Source organism: Chryseobacterium sp. 6424 (assembly GCF_003692615.1).
GTDB lineage: Bacteria > Bacteroidota > Bacteroidia > Flavobacteriales > Weeksellaceae > Kaistella.
Genome location: NZ_CP023540.1, coordinates 408902 through 425495 on the forward strand (window position 1 = coordinate 408902; position 16594 = coordinate 425495).

A 16594-nucleotide genomic window follows, 5' to 3' on the forward strand; every position below is an offset into this window, starting at 1 on the left:
ACCTAACCGAGTTTATTGTATTTGCGCATCAGGTTTTCATAGAAGTTTTGGGGTAAAAGCCATTTAAGTGGCACCCCGATTTTCTGCCCAAACTTCCCGAAATAATAATGGCCCTTCCATTGTTTGCGGTTCAGCAGTCGCTCTGTATAAACAGCCACATCCAAAGGTTCGGTACCATCATCTACATGTGCATTCATCAGGGCATACACTTTTTCAAATGTGTTTTTATAAGGCGCTGAAACGTTTGTCTTAACTCGGTTTTCCGCAATGTTCGTCTTAATATCACCTAAATGAAGTGTGCAGACCTCAATATTCCACGGCGAAACTTCATATCGGATGGCTTCGGTCACCTTATCTAATGCAGATTTAGAAGCAGAGTAAAACCCACGAAACGGTAAACCCATTTCTGATCCAATGCTGGAAATATTGATGATTTGTCCGGCTTTTTGTTCGCGCATCTTAGGAAGTACCGCGCTCATCATCTGTACGGCACCCACCAGATTCAGGTTGAACAATTTTAAAATTTCCTCTTTCGACGAATCTTCCACCGGGCCTACCATGCCCATCCCTGCATTATTAATAAGGACATCGATTCGCTTTTCGGCGCTCAGGATCTGGTTGATGGCATGATCTAGCTGTTCCTTGGAAGTAATATCCGTAGGGATGGTAGTGAAGTGATCTGAAACGATGTTTTTTCGGCTGAGGCCATAAACTTTATGGCCTTTCTTGCCAAAATATTCAGCCATAGTGAAACCGATGCCGGCTGAACTGCCAGTGATGATGATGGTCATTTTTTTAATATTTTTCAGTAAGTAGCGCAAAATCTTCCCAAAACGCTGGATAGGATTTTTCTACCACTTCAGGATTTTCGATGGTTAAACCAGTGATGAGGGCAAATGGCGCAAAACTCATCGCCATGCGGTGATCGTTGTATGTAGCGATTGAAATTTCCCTTTCAGGCGGAAAGAAATTGGTGGATGCAATACGGTCGTCTGAAATTTCTGTCATGCACCCAATTTTTTTAAGTTCCTGGTGCAATGCCAAAAGCCGGTTGGTCTCTTTTATTCTTAATGTAGAAAGACCTGTGAGCTCGAAATGTATTTTCTTTGCCGCCGCCGTCACACAAAGGGTTTGCGCAATGTCGGGACAATCGTTCATATGAAGCACGATTTTGTCTGGTTGTTCATGATTGGTCTCAGGGTACAGCGAGATTTTAGCTGCCGCGCCATCTGAGATGGTATTTACACCAAAATACTTCCAGTAGATTTCGCGCAGTACCGAATCACCCTGTAAAGAATATGGTTTAAAACAGCGCAGATTGATGTTTTCACCCGACAGTGCCGCGAGCGAATAATAATACGAAGCCGAACTCCAGTCGCTTTCTATGATGAAAGGTGCTGACCGCAGGCCTCTGCTTTCTTCATGATCGGGGAAAACCCGAATGATATTATCTTCAAATGTATATTCGATCTCCAGGGAGCGTAGGATCTTCAGTGTCATTTCAAGGTAAGGCCTGGAGGTAATTTCGCCATCAAGGGTAATGGTGATGCCGTTATCAAGTTTTGCCCCGATGAGCAGAAGCGCGGTAATGAATTGGCTGGAAATGTCTGCCGGAATAGTGACATTGCTTTTACGAAGTTTTTTGCCCGTGATTTTAAGTGGCGGATAGCCATCGTTTTTTAAATACTGAATGTCTGCACCCAAATGTAACAGCGCGTCAACCAGGCTTTTCACCGGCCGTTCCTGCATGCGCGGAGATCCTGTAAGTGTGACCGAGCGGCCTTCCTGAATGGCAAAATAAGCTGTTAAAAACCGCATGGCTGTGCCGGCATGGTGAACATCTATTACATCGGCGGTAGTTGCCAGCGCTTGTTGTAATACTGCCGTGTCCTGAGAATTGGACAGGTTCTCTGTTTTAATGTTCCCAAAAAGATACTGTAAAATCAGTAAACGATTCGAAATGCTTTTCGAACCGCTGATCTCTATAGTTTTATTGCCGATAACCCTACATTTCTCTAACCACATTGGTTGTATTATTTAAGTTTTTCGTTGTTTTGGTGTCGGTCGCGGTCGCGGTCGGTCTTTAGCTTCATCTTACGGTCAAAGGCCTCCTGAAGATTAGTATTGGTTTGGTTGGCAAGACACAGTGTGACAAAAAGTACGTCAGCAAGTTCCTCGCCCAAGTCTTTGGTTTTGTCAGATTCTTTTTCGCTCTGCTCGCCATAGCGGCGGGCGATGACCCGCGCTACCTCACCTACCTCTTCGGTAAGAATGGCCATGTTGGTGAGTTCATTAAAATATCGTACACCTATGGTCTTAATCCACTCGTCAACTTCCTGCTGTAGTTTAGTTATCTCCATAATTATTGATACGCACCGATGGTTGGATTGTTGAGCCGCGACACCTTCACCAAGTCTAAAGGGGCGGTTTGTGCCGTTTGAAGATTCCCTTTGCCTTTCGCTGGTGAATCATCTTTTACGCGAAGATTCAGTTTCTGGGTGAAATAATGCTGGAATTTAGGATCCTGATTCTTAATGGAATTCAAAACATTCGAGTTACCATCGAACGTAAAACCAGCATCGGCACCATGTTTCAGAAGCGAATTCTGGATGAGGTAGTTGAATGTTTGTCCTGCGGTTGGTTTAAAGATAGTACCGTTCTCTTTATCGGTGTAAATGATCGTGTTGTGTAACTGTAGGGTGAGCGGACCCTGTTCGAGGCCGGTTTTGTTTTGATATTCGTTGCTTGCATAAAGCCCAAGACCGGGCAACGCAGAATTGAAATTCCAATAATTAGCAATAGTGGAATGGATAAGGCTATAATTCCCACCTTTAAAAATCCCCAAAGCTGCTTCCCCACAATTATTGATGACCAGATTGGTAGCCGTGAGGTTGGCATTGATGGCAAGGATCCCATATTCCTGATGGGTGTGGATGATGGTATTTCTGATGTTGGCCTGTGCTTCCTTAAGTTCAAGGCCACGCGTGCCGCCGAAGATACGGGCGTAATTTAGGTTCAGTTTGGCGCCCGGTTCGGCTACGATACCCTGCCAGTTTTTAGGGATGGTGTCATAGCGTGGGTCGTTTCTGTCACCGCGGAAGACAACTTCTTTCTGAAGGTCACCATTCACATTCAGTGTAGCATCTTTAGCCAATCTAAGACGGCCATTGCGGTGGAAATAGACTTTTGTTCCCTGAGCGATATTCAGGGTTTTGCCTTCGGCGATGGTAAGATCACCAAAAATAATTTTGGCTTTATCGTTATTCCAGGTAACATCTGTAGTCAGGATGTTTGCGTTGCTTTCAGTCTGTATGAAAAACTCAGCGTCCTGTACCACCGAGAAAAGTGTGATATGCTGTAGGCCGGCTGGCGTCTTTATGTTGATACGTTCCTCGGCAATGGCTTCTGTAGTGTTGGCTACAGGAGCAATTTCTACAAAAATATACAGGCTGTCTTTTTTCCTTAGTGGGATGTTGGTAAATTCGGTGCCTGTACGCCCGTCTAGATTTATACGGTACGGTGATGCCGCACCCGAAGCCAGTGAAATCTGCGGAATAGAGATGTCTTTGTCCTCATCATTATAAATTTTCACCGCATAAGTCTCTGATCGTACTTGGTTATAGACGGTGTCGAGAAAGACGGAGTCAGCAGAAAACCGCAACAGCTTCGACGGGTTTTCGAAACTAATGTCGTCTCGGTTACAGGCGGTTACAACAAGTAACAGCCAGAAGAAGAGCATGAATAGCGCTTTAAAATTATTCATCGGGACCTGATAGATATAAGTTTCAAATTTAGCCAATTTTGTGAGACAGAAAAATATTAAAATTATTTCAGTTAGTGTTTGCGAATTAGAAAATTAGTTGTACTTTTGCGGTCTAAAATTTAGCAGAGGAATATCCATTACTAACTTCCTGAAGCAAAACTTTAATTTATTTTAAAATTTATTAATTATGAAAAACGGAATCCACCCGGAAAATTATAGACTTGTTGTTTTCAAAGATATGAGTAATGACGAGATGTTCTTGTGCAAATCTACTGCCGATACCAAAGATACCATTGAATATGAAGGACAGGAATATCCTTTGATTAAAATGGAGATCTCTTCAACTTCACACCCATTCTACACAGGTAAAGTGAAACTTGTTGATACTGCTGGTAGAGTAGATAAATTCATGAACAAGTACAAGAAATTCTCAAAATAAATTTGAGTCTTACAAATAAAATTTAAAGTCTTTCAGATTTCTGAGAGACTTTTTTTATTGTAAATTTGAGGAGTTTCTGATCTTATTTCGACGAGAAACCCAAAAATCTAAAATTCAGAATTCAAAATCCAAAATTAATCAGATGCAGCTTGTTTTTTCCGATGCCCAGTTTTGGGAAGATTTTTTACCGCTCACTTTCACCAGGCCCGTGGCAGAGATGCGTTGCGGAATCCTCACCTTTTCCGAAAGATGGCAAAAACTACTCGGTATTTCAGAAATCTCGTTCATCACCGAAGATTTTTTGCAGGAAAAGTTCAAAAAACCTGAAAAGACAGAGAGCCTTTTTTTGGTTCCGAACTTTCTTCCAACCGAAAAAGTTCTTGATCAGATCAAAGAACTGAAAATGGGCGAGGCTTTGGTGTACGAAAACGAACTTTTGGCCGTGCGGATCAATATGGAGAATTTTTCGTTGAATCAGATCGAAAAAATGACGGATATTGAGGAAAAACTCACGTTTTTTAAACAACCGACGGATTTGTTTTCCTATAATGAACAAGCCATCAATTTTGATTTTGAACTGCTGACCAAAGGCAGAACTTCCGCGAAACTTTCGGCTACCAACGGATTTTTAGGCGATAAAGAAAATCTGTTCATCGAAGAAGGTGCATCGGTGGAATTCTCGACTTTGAATACAAAAACCGGAAAAATCTATATCGGAAAAGATGCTGAGGTGATGGAAGGTTGCAACCTGCGCGGCCCAATTGCGTTGTGCGAAGGTTCAAAATTTAATTTAGGTTCAAAAATTTACGGCGCAACCACGGTGGGTCCACATTCTAAAGTGGGCGGTGAAGTGAATAATATCGTGATTTTCGGCTATTCAAATAAAGGTCACGACGGTTTTATCGGGAATTCCGTGATCGGCGAATGGTGCAATCTCGGCGCTGATACCAATTCATCCAACCTTAAAAACAATTACGCCGAAGTAAAACTTTGGAATTACAGGACGAAGCGTTTTGCCAACACCGGACTTCAGTTTGCCGGACTGATTATGGGCGATCATTCTAAGACAGCGATCAACACGCAGTTTAATACCGGAACCGTGGTTGGTGTTGCCGCGAATATTTTCAAAAGCGGTTTCCCACCGAACTTGATTGAAAGTTTTTCGTGGGGCGGAATGAAGGGCGATGAGAAATTCAAGTTGGAAAAAGCCTACGAAGTAGCCGAACTCGCGATGGCGCGTAGGAAAGTTGCGTTTACAGAAGAAGACAGAGAGATTCTGAAGCATATTTACATTAATTTCTGATTTGTCTTTTCGCTGAATTTTACATTGTCAAATTTTCAAATTCCCACATTTTCAAATTTCTTATCTTTGCACCCATAATTTTTCTCACTTAAACCGTTTATAGCATGCAACTGTACAACACTTTAAGCGCAGAAGAAAGAGCCCGTCTTATTGATGAAGCCGGTAAGCAACGCCTTACGTTGTCTTTCTATGCGTACGCCAAAATCACAGATCCCAAAAAATTTCGCGACGAATTATTTATAGCCTGGAACGCCCTTGATGCGCTCGGCCGAATTTACGTTGCTCACGAAGGCATCAATGCGCAGATGAGTATTCCCGCTGATAATCTTGAAGCTTTCCGCGAAACTTTGGAAGTGTACGATTTTATGCAGGGAATCCGTCTAAACGAAGCCGTGGAGCACGATGACCATTCATTTTTAAAGCTTACGATTAAGGTTCGGAATAAGATTGTTGCAGACGGTTTGAATGATGAAACTTTCGATGTGACCGACAAGGGGATTCATTTAAAAGCAAAAGAATTTAATACTTTACTCGAAGATCCGAATACAATTGTGGTTGATTTCCGTAACCATTACGAAAGCGAAGTCGGGCATTTCAAGGGCGCGATAACGCCTGATGTGGAGACTTTCCGTGAAAGTTTACCGATCATCAATGAGCAGCTTCAGGATTTTAAAGAGGACAAAAATCTGCTGATGTACTGTACAGGCGGAATCCGCTGCGAAAAAGCCAGTGCTTATTTCAAGCATCAGGGTTTCAAAAACGTTTTCCAGCTTGAAGGTGGAATTATCGAATACGCACGTCAGGTAAAAGAAGAAAATATCGAAAGTAAATTCATTGGCAAAAATTTCGTGTTCGATCACCGTTTGGGCGAGAGAATTACCGATGATATCGTTTCACAGTGTCACCAGTGCGGAAAACCGTGCGACAATCATACAAATTGTTTCAATGATGCGTGTCATCTGCTGTTCATTCAGTGTGATGAGTGCAAGGCTGCGATGGAAAACTGCTGTTCGCCGAAGTGTCTTGAAACGATCCATTTACCTTTGGAGGAGCAGGCGAAACTTCGGAAAGGTCTGCAGGTCGGGAACAAAATTTTCCGCAAAGGTAAATCAGCTAACCTGAAATATAAAAAATCCGGCGATTTAAGCGATAAACCTTTAGCCAAGGTAGTTACAAAAAACATCCGCCAGAAAATTTCGGTGAAGAAAGTGCTTATTGGCAAAGCGGAACATTATTATCCAAAAACTAAAATCGCTCAGTTTTTAATGGAGGACGGCGAAGTTTCAGTTGGCGATAAAATATTGATTACTGGACCCACAACCGGTGAGCAGGAAGTTACTTTAACAGAAATCTTCGCGAACGGAAATGCTTGCCAAACCGCTAAACCAGGCGATCAGGTTACATTTCCGCTGCCTTTCAGAATTCGTCTGTCCGATAAATTATTCAAAATCTTAAATTAAAATGACGGTTTCAGGAAAAATAGAACTGATGTCACCCGCCGGCGATTTCACTTCGATGCAGGCAGCTTTGGACAATGGCGCGGATTCCATTTATTTCGGCGTAGAACAGCTCAACATGCGCGCGCGGGCTTCGATGAATTTTACCATCGATGACTTGCCCGAAATCTCTCGAAGATGCTCAGAGAAAGGGGTTCGGACGTATTTAACTTTAAATACAATTATCTACGACCACGATTTATCATTAATCAAAACGCTTTTAGATAAAGCTAAAGCAGCCAATCTTACCGCTGTCATCGCGATGGATCAGGCGGTGATTTCCTATGCGCGGCAAATCGGGATGGAAGTGCATATCTCCACGCAAATCAATATTACCAACATCGAGACGGTGAAGTTCTACTCCCTTTTTGCCGACACGATGGTGATGAGCCGCGAACTCAGCATCACTCAAATCAAGAAAATCTGCGACCAAATTATTAAAGACGATGTTCGCGGACCTTCCGGAAACTTGGTTGAGGTTGAAATTTTTGGTCACGGTGCTTTGTGCATGGCGGTTTCCGGGAAATGTTATTTAAGTCTGCACTCGCACAATTCTTCTGCAAACCGGGGTGCGTGCAAACAGAACTGCCGTAAAAAATACACGGTGATCGATCAGGAAACGGGTTTTGAAATTGAACTCGACAACGAATATATGATGTCGCCGAAAGATCTATGCACCATCAATTTCCTCGATCAGGTTGTTGATTCTGGTGTAAAAGTCTTGAAAATCGAAGGGCGCGGGCGTGCACCGGAATACGTTGCGACGGTGACAAAATGCTATCGCGAGGCCATTGATGCTATTGCGGACGGAACTTATTCTCAGGAAAAAGTAGCTGACTGGATGGCAAGACTGGAAACCGTGTACAACCGCGGGTTCTGGGCTGGATATTATTTAGGTCAGGAGCTTGGCGAATGGTCCGAAACTTCAGGTTCCAGCGCGACTCAAAAGAAAGTGTACATCGGTAAAGGCCGGCATTTTTATCCGAAATCAAATGTGGCTGAATTTTTAATTGAAGCTTACGACTTAACCGTTGGCGACAGAGTTTTAATCCAGGGACCAACCACAGGTTCACAGGAAATGGTGCTCGAATCTATGATGGTTGATGAAAAACCGGAAGCTCAGAAAGCCTCAAAATCAGATGTGATCACCTTTAAAACTGATTTCCGCGTGAGACCATCGGACAAACTTTATAAAATCGTAGCGAACAACTGATGGTTATCGTTACACTTCAACGCGAAAAATGCATTGGCTGTAATTATTGCGCGGAATTTGCGCCGGAATATTTTCGGATGTCAAAGAAAGACGGCAAATCGGTTTTACTTAAAACGCTCGATAAAAAAGGATTCTATACGATGAAAACACCTAATCATGAGGCTTTTGAACCTTGCGAGAAAGCGGCGAAAGCCTGTCCTGTGAAAATAATTTCGGTGAAAGAAATATAAGATGACCAAAACTGAAATCAGAAAAATTTATAGGCAAAAACGCGAATCGCTTTCAGCGGAAGAGATCGGTACGTTGTCTCTGCTTATTTTTGAAAACTTCAGCAGGTTTTTTCAGCTTGAAAAAGGTCAGAATATTCATTGTTTCCTTACGGCAACCGGCAAAAACGAGGTTCAGACGCAACTGTTCATTGAATATTTTCAAAAATGCCAGTGCCATATCTTCGTTCCGAAAGTAGTTGACGGGAAGATGGATTCCATCGAACTTTTGCCCGAAACACGGCTTGTTCCCAATCAATGGGGAATTCCGGAGCCGGAAAGTAATATGGCAAACGAGGCGGTTCGGTTCGACTATGTGATCGTGCCGTTGCTTTACGCCGATCATCTCGGCAACAGAGTAGGTTACGGCAAAGGTTTCTACGACCGTTTCTTTGCCGAAATCAATCCCGAAGTAAAGAAAATCGGGTTGAATTTCTTTCCGCCAAATGAAAAAATCGATGACGTGTGGGAAAATGACATTCCGTTAGATTACCTCGTAACGCCTACAGATGTGCTGTCTTTCACCGGCAAACCATCGAAATTCACGAAATAGAACTTGAATTCTTTCTTGAATTTCACTGGCGACGGTTTTAAAACATATTGCGCGTTTCGTTCGAAAATCCCGATAGAACGGTTCGCTTCGTCAAAATATTCAACTGCAAATTTGGCGAAATCAAGTGTATCGCTGCCCACAACTACTTTAGAGACTGCTATATTCCCCACTTTGGCTGCGTTTACATTAAAGCTGTCCAACTCTTGTAGGATGCGCTGTAGCTTTGCCGAATCATCTTCAATGAAGTAGCTTTTCATTTGGGAATAGATTACCGAATCGATTTCTGTATCGCGGTTTCCTGAGGTGTAAAGCGTGGAAAGATCAAGTAACTCCTGTATTTTCTGTTTCGTAATCTGCGCTATGGCTTGGGCGCTATCCATTTTATTGACAGGGTACGAAGATTTATTGTTGTTATTCCGTATTTTTTCGAGGTCAGACATTTCGGGTTTGTCCTGTGTACAGGCTCCAAAGATCAGTACGCAAACGAAAAGAAATGTGGCGAACGGCTTATTTATTTTTTTCATTATTGGCAATTTTAAATTTGATCATCATTATTTTCCCGGTTTTATCAGTTTGTGTATCAATCACTTCTAAGTTTTCAAGCGAAGTGGAAGGTAAAGTTACCAAATTTATATAACGTTGTTTATCCATAGTTTCAACACCATAAAACTCATTATCGAACACCTGATAGATTAGGGCATTGTGGCTGATGAGATAATTAAGGCGCTCCCTTTTTTTCTTCAGGTCGGTAATGGATTTTGAGTAGTAGAAAAGCATGATCGCGTAATCATTGGGTTTCAACTCAATGTTTTCGGCTTCGGGCGCGGTTTCAAGATTTCTTTGTATGGTATCGGTCCTGTAATAAGGCGAAGACACTACCATGGTGAGGTTCTTTGATTTTGTGGTATAAACAAAGGGTTCGTTTGGCTTGGCGACATACAGTATCGGCGATTCGTTTTCCTTCAGTATCTGTACCTGTAGCTCGGCATTGATTTTCGAGTTTCGGTCGGCATCAATAAAGCTGTAGTAATATTTTTTGCTAAATAGTTCATCCTTGAAAATAAGCAGACCGACTAAAATGGCAAGCACTGCCGAAATACCCAACCAGAGATATTTTGTCAGTAAAGAAACAGTGGTTTTTTTCTCTGGGAGATCGTAAGTGGATAAAGTGCCGTTGTTTTGATTAATTGATTGATTATCAGTGTTTGTATTTTGTAAAACGGCTTTTTCGGCTTCGTGAATTTGCCTTTCTGTGGGATTTTCGACCTCCGTTACAGCTATTTTATCATTTTTTTCAAGCAAGGGTTCAAGTGTCTGTTCAACCGCAGGGTTGTTTGATGATTCTTCTGCATCCAGTAAAATCTCATCTGCGAAAAGGTGATTCTTTTTAAAATCGTACCATGACACGTAACCTGCATAAACAGACAGGATATTGAGCATGTCGATGCGCGGGAGCTTAGTCACCGGCGAGTTTTTGAAATAAGTATAAAAGGTTTTTTCGCTGATGTTTCCCTTGGCTTTTTTCCGCAGATCTTCCTGAAAGTAGATGATATCGATGCCTTTCCATTTCGAAATGTCATCGAAAGAGGGGGTGTGGGTCGCCAGATACTGCTTCTGAACCTCTTTTTTAAGCTGTTCAAAGTGTAATAAATCTAAATCGCTCAATTGCTGATTTTTATTAAAGTACTGATAATCAGTAGTTGATATTTGTAAAACTGTTTTACAAAGATATTACAATTAATTTTCTGACACAAATTTTCCTGCTGCCATACCTTTGTCCTGTTCGAATTGATGAAATACGGACAACTAAATTTTAAAACAACAAAACAATTAATTTTTAATTATTATGAAAAAGTCATTATTCGTAGCTGGTATCGCTGCTTTAGCTCTTGTAGCTTGTAACAAATCTGAAACTGTAGAAACTGCTAACGCTTCTGATTCTGCAACTGCTGCTCTTGCTGATTCTGCTGCTGTTGTAGCTGATTCTGCTGCTGCTGTTGTTGATTCTGCTGCTGCTGTAACTGTAGATGCTGCTGCTGATGCTGCTTCTGCTACTACTGCTGCTGGTGCTGATGCTGCTAAAGATGCTGCTGGTACTGCAGGTGATGCTGCAAAAGGTGCTGCTGACGCTGCTGCTGGTGCTGCTAACGATGTAAAAAATGCTACTAAGTAATTAGTAATATCTTACAACACAAAGCCGTTTCTCCCAGAGAAACGGTTTTTTTTATTTTAATCATCAATCGTTAGCCGATGATTTTTGTCGTAAGATCTCGTAACAGCTAATAGCCACCGCATTGCTTAAGTTAAGTGAGTCGATGGTGCCCACCATAGGTATCAATACATTTTTACCTTTCCCTACCCAAAAATCACTGATGCCGGAATGTTCGGTGCCAAAAATCAATGCAGATTTTCCTGTAAAATTATTTTTATAAAGGTCTGTCGCATCATTTGACATCTTTGTGGTGAATATTTCTACTTGCTGTTCAGTAAGAAATTCTGCGAGCAACGCATTGTCACACTGGTACACAGCCATCCCGAATAAGCACCCAACGCTCGAGCGAATGACATTTGGGTTATAGAAATCGACTTTTGGGTCTGTTATCACCAACGCATCTATACCAAATGCTTCGCAGCTACGCAGAATGGCGCCTAGGTTTCCGGGTTTCTCGACACTTTCAACGATAATTACAGTAGCATTATCCTTTAAAATAAGTGTGTTTAGCGTATGCGCTTTGGTTTTATATATGCCGATGATTCCTTCAGAGGTGCCGCGGTAGGCGATTTTATCATACACTTTCTCGCTGATGAAGAGGGTTTTTGCATCCGGGATTCCATCTTGATAAAGATCTTCACAAATGAAGAATTCTAAAGGTTCATAGCCAAAATGTAACGCACGTTGGTTTTCTTGTTTTCCTTCTACCGCGAAAGTGCCCGATTTTTTTCTAAAACGGTTATCGGTAAGTAGCCGGGAAAGGTGTTTTATTTTATCGTTCTGTAAACTTTCAATCATTTTGGCTTATGGGTTTTCATGCTCAGCATCTTCGGTATTGGCTCTTTCCAACAATTGTGCGGGGAGATTTTTCTTTGATTTTACTCCCAACCGCTTAAGTTTTTCCGCGGACCTTACCAAATTGCCGTTTCCGGTAGATAGTTTTTTCATGGCACTTTCGTAATCTTGTTTGGCGCTTTCCATTTTCTTCCCCACATTTAGCAGGTCTGACACGAAACCTTCAAACTTATCGTACAGTGCCGCGGCTTGGCGTGCAATTTCTTCGGCATTCTGGTTCTGGTCGGCACGTTTCCAAACGTCGGAAATCAATTTTAAATAGGCAATCAGGTTAGTCGGACTCAGCAGGATGACATGTTTATGATACGCGTAGTTCCAGAGTTGCTGGTCGTATTGCACGGCGGTGAGGAACGCAGGCTCTACCGGAATAAACATGATCGTGAAATCCAGCGCTTCCTTCAGGTTATCGTACCGTTTCAGCGCCAGCGTGTCAATATGTTTTTTGATGGCTGCGATGTGCAGGCCAAGATTATGTTTCCGGTCATCTTCGGTTTCGGCGGAACACATACGTTCATAGGCATTCAGCGAAACTTTTGAATCGATGATAACAATCTGGTTTCCGGGAAGTTTTAGTACAAAGTCGGGCCTTTGGTTTTCGCCAGATTCGGTCTTGATATTATATTGCGAGAAATATTCGCGGTCTTTGCAAAGCCCCGAATCTTCCAAAATTCTTTCCAAGATCATCTCACCCCAGTTACCTTGCGTTTTGGTTTGCCCTTTCAGTGCGGTCGCCAGGTTGTTGGCTTCCTGGCTTACTTTGGTGGTCTGCTCCATCATCAGTTTGATGGTATTGTTTAGTGAAAATCGCTCGCGGGCTTCATTGTCATAAACCTCGTTTACCCGTTTTTTAAAGGTTTCAAGGTTTTCACCTAAGGGCTTCAATAAAGTATCGAGGTTTTCACGGTTTGCCTCAGTGAATTTTTTAGATTTTTCCTCTAAAATTTCGTTGGCCAGATTTTTAAATTCATTCTTCGCCATTTCCTGAATTTTTTCTATTTCTTCCCGCTGATTTTTCAGCGATTGCTGCAGGTTTTCATTGATGGCCGTAAGTTCGGCATTCTTAGCAAAAAGGTCCTGCTTTTCTATTTGCAGGCTCTCGATCTGCGACAGTTGGCGCTGATGATTTTCTTTCTGTTCCTGCGACTGGTTTTGCAATGTGGCGTGTTCGGCAGTAATTCGTGAAAAGTCTTGCCGTTGCTGATTCAGGATTTCGTTTTGCTGGCGGTTTGCAGATCTTTCCTGTTCAATAAGGGCCTCCAGCTCATTTATTCTGTTGGCATGGTTTTGTAAATCTGCAGTATTGCGAATGAAATTATTGTTGAGTTCATCATAAAGCTGACGCGAAACGTGCGCGGATTTTACAATGAAATACAACAACGCGGCACCCAAAATAGCCCCGAGTATAAGTCCGATAAGTAGCGTGGTGATTTCCATTTTTCAAAAGTAGGAAGAAAAAAGATTATTTTGACATCAATCAATAATGAAGTCGAGGATGTTTATTCTTTAATCCTCAAGAATTCCTTAGCAAGTTCGATCATTTTAGGGTCACCGGTGTGTTTGCCAGGCTCGTCTGAAAGTTTTACTGTGGGGATCCAGTCGCCGGTGATGGATCTGGCAGCGGTAAGTTTCATCACAATATTCATCGGTTTTACACCGACATCGTTGGTAAGGTTGGTCCCGATCCCGAAAGAAATCCCGATTTTTCCGCGACATGCAGCGGTGATTTCGGTTACTTTTTCCATATTCAATCCATCAGAAAATATGATGTATTTAAACAAAGGGTTTACACCGTTTTTATGGTAATGGGCAATGGTTTTTTCGGCAAATTCGATGGGATCTCCGCTGTCATGCCGAACGCCATCAAAAAGTTTGGCGAATTTTTTATCAAACTGCTGAAAGAAGACTTCTGTGGTGTAAGTGTCGGAAAGCGCTACTCCCAGGTCGCCACGATACACATCCACCCAATGCTCCAGCGAAAGTGCGTTGGCCATTTTGAAACCGTATTCGGCGGCGTGGAACATGAACCATTCGTGTGCGTGGGTGCCAATCGGCTTTACGCCATACTTCATCGCGAAATGTATATTTGATGAACCAATGAATTTGGTGGTTTTACTTTGGATAAGCGCTTCCATCACCAGATCGTGCACTTTGTAGGAATGTCTTCTGCGGGTGCCGAACTCCGCGAAATTTACACCGAGACGATGCAGTTCCTCGGCTTTTTGATGAGTTTTCTGTATGATTGTTTCATCCGGCTCGCGTTCAAAGTTATTCATCTGGTAATGCAGTTCAGAAATCAGTGCCAGTAGAGGGACTTCCCAAAGGATGGTGCGATACCATTCGCCTTCCACGGTTACTTCCAAGTCATTACCGGCTTGCCGGATCTGTACTTCTGCCGGATCGTACTGGTAGCCGGCGAGAAAATCAAGGTAGGGAAGATCCAGATAAGGGCAGGTGAGGCGCAAATATTCCTTTTCAGCTTTCGTTAGTTTTAAATCAGCCATTGCGTGGACAGACTTGCGCAATTCTTCAGCAAAGTTTTCGGGGAAGAAATGGTTTCCGCGGTTGATGAACTGGTACTTAACCCGTTCGTTGGGGAAGAGTTTTACCACGGCATTTTGCATGGTGATTTTGTAAAAATCATTATCCAGAATTGATCTTAAGCGGACCTCTGTCATACCTTATATATATTAAAACAAATGTAGAGATTTCGCCAATAAAAAATCGCCCTCAGGGAAGGCGATTCGTATTAAGTTTTTAAAGAGAATTATTTCCCGAGGTAAGAGTTGTACATCCATACTTCTTTTTCCTGCTCGGTGATATAGTCGCTCATCTGCGAATTGGTTCCCTCGTCGCCGGCCTTTTCGGTTATTTCGAGCAGGTCGCGCTGCAGATCAATTACGATTTTGAATGAGGCCAGAATGTTTTCCACACATTTGTTGCCATCAGAGACTTCACGGCTTTCTTTAATGGTAGAGACGGCCAGATAATCGGAATAGTTATGGTTCGGGACAGCGCCTAAAGTAAGGATTCTTTCTGCAATCTCATCAATCTTAAGGACGAGGTTGTTATATAGTTCCTCGAATTTTGGGTGAAGGGTAAAGAAATCGTTTCCTTTGATATTCCAGTGTGCCCCGCGGGTGTTCTGGTAAAATACCGAGTAGTTGGCCAAAAGTTCGTTTAGCTTTTCAGCGATGGATTGGCAGTCGGTTTCCTGTAGACCAATAATTTTAGCGTTATTCATAATGTTTACTTTTATACAAAGGTAGCAAACACCGTGCAGCTTTCAAAATGGGTGTATACAGATGCAACTATACGGCTTGGATTTATGTTATACCATGATTCCAGCTTAAAAGGGTTTCCACATATTCATAAATAAAAAAACTTAAGTTTTTACCAAGATGATGAATGACTTAATATAAATATACACAACAATCGATGGAACTATTGCTTTTTACCGCGTAATAAACAGCTATCTTGATGATTGACAGTTAAAAAAGCAGTTGATTTTAGGATTTCTGTTTGCAGGTTTGAAATTTATCCCTACTTTTGCACCCTAAAATAAAAAGCAATTAAATGCCTACTATTCAACAATTAGTTAGAAAAGGAAGAGTCGCACTTACCAAGAAGAGTAAATCGGCTGCCCTTGATTCCTGTCCACAAAGACGAGGTGTATGTACAAGAGTATATACTACCACCCCGAAGAAACCTAACTCTGCACTTAGAAAAGTTGCAAGGGTAAGACTTTCTAACGGGAAAGAAGTCAACGCTTATATCCCGGGCGAAGGACACAATCTTCAGGAGCACTCGATAGTATTGGTACGCGGAGGGAGGGTGAAAGACCTACCGGGAGTACGTTATCACATTGTTCGTGGAGCTTTGGATACTGCAGGAGTAAACGGAAGAACTCAGAGAAGATCCAAGTACGGAGCTAAGAGACCTAAGCCAGGTCAGGCAGCTGCTGCACCTGCAAAAGGCAAGAAAAAGTAATCATTAAATTTTAAAGAAACGAAACAATGAGAAAGACGAAAGCGAAAAAAAGACCGTTGTTACCGGATCCTAAGTTTAATGATCAACTGGTAACTAGATTTGTGAACAACCTGATGCTTGACGGTAAAAAGTCAATCGCATTCAAAATATTCTATGATGCATTAGATATCGTAGAAAGCAAAAAAGGAGAGAACGAAAAAACTTCTCTTGAAATCTGGAAAGATGCCCTTACCAACGTAATGCCACACGTAGAAGTACGTTCACGCAGAATCGGTGGTGCTAACTTCCAGATCCCAATGCCAATTCGTGCTGACAGAAAAATCTCTATGGCGATGAAGTGGTTAATCAAATATTCTAAAGCTAGAAACGATAAATCAATGGCTCAGAAATTGGCTGCTGAAGTTATCGCTGCTGCAAAAGAAGAAGGTGCTGCTTACAAAAAGAAAACAGACACTCACAGAATGGCTGAAGCAAACAAAGCATTTTCACACTTTAAATTCTAATCTG

19 protein-coding genes are annotated in these 16594 nt (G+C 42.1%); 9 read left to right on the top strand and 10 right to left on the bottom strand.

Features of this window, described 5'->3' with window-relative positions:
• Positions 1 to 2: 2 nt before the first annotated feature.
• From CO230_RS01800 to CO230_RS01815, 4 genes are read right to left on the bottom strand one after another with little or no spacing between them, the layout of a single operon-like run.
• On the bottom strand, positions 3 to 791 hold the full coding sequence (locus CO230_RS01800; RefSeq protein ID WP_122027036.1) for an SDR family oxidoreductase: 789 nt from the start codon (positions 789 to 791) through the stop codon (positions 3 to 5).
• A 4-nt stretch (positions 792 to 795) separates the two neighbouring features.
• Positions 796 to 2025 carry a 3-phosphoshikimate 1-carboxyvinyltransferase gene (locus CO230_RS01805; protein ID WP_185140494.1) on the bottom strand — a complete coding sequence of 410 codons (1230 nt, stop codon included), beginning with the start codon at positions 2023 to 2025 and terminating at the stop codon, positions 796 to 798.
• Positions 2026 to 2033: 8 nt separating this feature from the next.
• Positions 2034 to 2360: a nucleotide pyrophosphohydrolase gene (locus tag CO230_RS01810; RefSeq protein ID WP_122027038.1), complete on the bottom strand. Its 327-nt coding sequence runs from the start codon at positions 2358 to 2360 to the stop codon at positions 2034 to 2036.
• A gap of 2 nt (positions 2361 to 2362) precedes the next feature.
• Positions 2363 to 3799 (bottom strand): hypothetical protein, encoded by a 1437-nt coding sequence (locus tag CO230_RS01815; RefSeq protein WP_317124756.1) that lies wholly within the window; start codon positions 3797 to 3799, stop codon positions 2363 to 2365.
• A 151-nt stretch (positions 3800 to 3950) separates the two neighbouring features.
• On the opposite strand from CO230_RS01815, the gene CO230_RS01820 reads away from it, so the two are divergent.
• From CO230_RS01820 to CO230_RS01845, 6 genes are all read left to right on the top strand, one after another.
• Positions 3951 to 4202, top strand: coding sequence for a type B 50S ribosomal protein L31 (locus CO230_RS01820; protein ID WP_122027039.1), 252 nt, complete (start codon positions 3951 to 3953; stop codon positions 4200 to 4202).
• Positions 4203 to 4344: 142 nt separating this feature from the next.
• A complete protein-coding gene (locus CO230_RS01825) occupies positions 4345 to 5505 on the top strand; it encodes a GlmU family protein (RefSeq protein ID WP_122027040.1) in 1161 nt (386 codons plus the stop codon).
• A gap of 104 nt (positions 5506 to 5609) precedes the next feature.
• Positions 5610 to 6965 (top strand): rhodanese-related sulfurtransferase, encoded by a 1356-nt coding sequence (locus CO230_RS01830; RefSeq protein ID WP_122027041.1) that lies wholly within the window; start codon positions 5610 to 5612, stop codon positions 6963 to 6965.
• 1 nt (position 6966) lies between these two features.
• Entirely contained in the window at positions 6967 to 8214 is a 1248-nt protein-coding gene (locus CO230_RS01835; protein ID WP_122027042.1) for a peptidase U32 family protein, read from the top strand.
• On the top strand, positions 8214 to 8444 hold the full coding sequence (locus CO230_RS01840) for a ferredoxin (protein WP_122027043.1): 231 nt from the start codon (positions 8214 to 8216) through the stop codon (positions 8442 to 8444). Before CO230_RS01835 ends, CO230_RS01840 begins: the two co-directional genes overlap by 1 nt.
• Before the next feature lies 1 nt (position 8445).
• The gene (locus CO230_RS01845; protein WP_122027044.1) at positions 8446 to 9033 is read left to right on the top strand and encodes a 5-formyltetrahydrofolate cyclo-ligase; all 588 of its coding nucleotides are present in this window, start codon (positions 8446 to 8448) and stop codon (positions 9031 to 9033) included.
• Here the strand turns inward: CO230_RS01845 and CO230_RS01850 are convergent.
• Both CO230_RS01850 and CO230_RS01855 read right to left on the bottom strand, forming a co-directional pair.
• Positions 8970 to 9557 (bottom strand): hypothetical protein, encoded by a 588-nt coding sequence (locus tag CO230_RS01850; protein ID WP_228438166.1) that lies wholly within the window; start codon positions 9555 to 9557, stop codon positions 8970 to 8972. The genes CO230_RS01845 and CO230_RS01850 overlap by 64 nt on opposite strands.
• Positions 9541 to 10698 (bottom strand): hypothetical protein, encoded by a 1158-nt coding sequence (locus tag CO230_RS01855; RefSeq protein WP_122027045.1) that lies wholly within the window; start codon positions 10696 to 10698, stop codon positions 9541 to 9543. The genes CO230_RS01850 and CO230_RS01855 overlap by 17 nt, the downstream gene beginning before the upstream one ends.
• Before the next feature lie 181 nt (positions 10699 to 10879).
• Between CO230_RS01855 and CO230_RS01860 the strand changes: the two genes are divergently transcribed.
• Positions 10880 to 11206: a hypothetical protein gene (locus tag CO230_RS01860; RefSeq protein WP_122027046.1), complete on the top strand. Its 327-nt coding sequence runs from the start codon at positions 10880 to 10882 to the stop codon at positions 11204 to 11206.
• Between the two features lie 63 nt (positions 11207 to 11269).
• Here the strand turns inward: CO230_RS01860 and CO230_RS01865 are convergent, their stop codons facing one another.
• The 4 genes from CO230_RS01865 to CO230_RS01880 form a co-directional block, all read right to left on the bottom strand.
• Positions 11270 to 12043: a TrmH family RNA methyltransferase gene (locus CO230_RS01865; protein WP_122027047.1), complete on the bottom strand. Its 774-nt coding sequence runs from the start codon at positions 12041 to 12043 to the stop codon at positions 11270 to 11272.
• 6 nt (positions 12044 to 12049) lie between these two features.
• Entirely contained in the window at positions 12050 to 13534 is a 1485-nt protein-coding gene (gene rmuC, locus CO230_RS01870; protein WP_122027048.1) for a DNA recombination protein RmuC, read from the bottom strand.
• Positions 13535 to 13596: 62 nt separating this feature from the next.
• Positions 13597 to 14775, bottom strand: coding sequence for a nicotinate phosphoribosyltransferase (gene pncB, locus CO230_RS01875; protein WP_122027049.1), 1179 nt, complete (start codon positions 14773 to 14775; stop codon positions 13597 to 13599).
• An 89-nt stretch (positions 14776 to 14864) separates the two neighbouring features.
• Positions 14865 to 15341 carry a Dps family protein gene (locus CO230_RS01880; protein ID WP_122027050.1) on the bottom strand — a complete coding sequence of 159 codons (477 nt, stop codon included), beginning with the start codon at positions 15339 to 15341 and terminating at the stop codon, positions 14865 to 14867.
• Between the two features lie 332 nt (positions 15342 to 15673).
• Between CO230_RS01880 and rpsL the strand changes: the two genes are divergently transcribed.
• Both rpsL and rpsG read left to right on the top strand, forming a co-directional pair.
• Positions 15674 to 16087 (top strand): 30S ribosomal protein S12, encoded by a 414-nt coding sequence (gene rpsL / locus CO230_RS01885; protein WP_031503575.1) that lies wholly within the window; start codon positions 15674 to 15676, stop codon positions 16085 to 16087.
• Positions 16088 to 16113: 26 nt separating this feature from the next.
• Positions 16114 to 16590, top strand: coding sequence for a 30S ribosomal protein S7 (gene rpsG / locus CO230_RS01890; RefSeq protein ID WP_122027051.1), 477 nt, complete (start codon positions 16114 to 16116; stop codon positions 16588 to 16590).
• Positions 16591 to 16594 lie beyond the last annotated feature (4 nt).